The following is a 1,105-nucleotide window of genomic DNA, read 5'->3' as shown; positions in this document are numbered from 1 at the left end:
GCTAATCGTCTGCGAGCTATTTGTTGCTCAGATAATGCATTATTTAGTAATTGTTGGGTATTGGCTACATTGACCTGAGAGCGTAACACATCAAATCTGGTTCCAACCCCAGCTTTTTCTTGAGCGACAGCATCACGTAGACTAGCTTGGGCATTTATTAAAGCTGACTGATTAATTCGTACTTGTTCAGATGATGCTTGTAAATTGTAATATTCGAGCTTCACATTTAACGTAATAGTTTCAGATTGAGTTTCTACATCTAATTCGCTCTCTCGTACCTGTTCTTCGGCGCCTGCAATTGCTGCTGTACGGTTTCCAGATGTGTATAATTGGTATTGTAACTGAAGGTCAGCAGAAAAAGCCGTTGCAGGATTGTCATTCGACCTGCTAAAACTGGATGTTGCCAACTGATTGCTTGCGGATTGACTGCGAGCAATATTGCTATTGAGGTTGAGAGTTGGAAATAAACCAGCTTGAACTTGGCGAAGTGCAGAGCGGCTTCTTTCTAGTTCTAATATAGAGATTTGTAAGTCTATGTTATTACGTAAGCCGATTTCAATTGCTTGTGTTAATGTAATAACCTCAGTTTGTAAAATCTTTACTTCTTCTGGTTTAGTAGGAAACTTTAAAGGATTCGCTTGAGATTGAGTTAATGTACTAGAAACTTGTGCAAACACTGGTTGAGAAATAAATTTACCAGTCATTAACCAAGAACAATATAGTAAAATTGTATGATATACAATCTTAATGATGATAAAAGTTACTTTCATTTTATTTATCCATTGCTCCAGGGCAGGAAAAGTTTAGTGATTTAGATAATTGCTCTGATGTTAGTTCTCGTAATATTTTTAATGGCATTGAAGGTTGACTCATTTTTTGGACATAGGATGGCGCCAAATAATTGCTATATTGTAATTCTCCTGCTATATAAGTTTTAGCAAATGCTAAACTTAAAGATTTGTAATAACTACGAGCAAGTTTTGGATTAGGACTAGCAATTTCTGGTGTAAAAGGTAAAACGCTTCTCATTGAGTTTTGATTAGCATCACTATGGGTACCATTTTGATTCAATGCTAAGTATTTATTAGGAGTATTAAGCCATGTA

At 35.8% G+C, this 1,105-nt stretch carries 1 protein-coding gene and 1 pseudogene; both read right to left on the bottom strand.

What is annotated here, in order from left to right:
- The coding region (locus DSM106972_RS44140; protein ID WP_148129274.1) for a TolC family protein at nucleotides 1–770 on the bottom strand (770 nt) is incomplete at its 3' end.
- Nucleotide 771: 1 nt separating this feature from the next.
- Nucleotides 772–1,105: pseudogene (locus DSM106972_RS44135) on the bottom strand (hypothetical protein); the annotation flags it as partial.

Origin of the sequence: Dulcicalothrix desertica PCC 7102, assembly GCF_003991905.1 — a bacterium.
GTDB classification, from domain to species: Bacteria; Cyanobacteriota; Cyanobacteriia; order Cyanobacteriales; family Nostocaceae; genus Dulcicalothrix; species Dulcicalothrix desertica.
The sequence above is the reverse complement of the archived record's forward strand: the minus strand, read 5'-3'. Positions and strand labels throughout refer to the sequence as shown.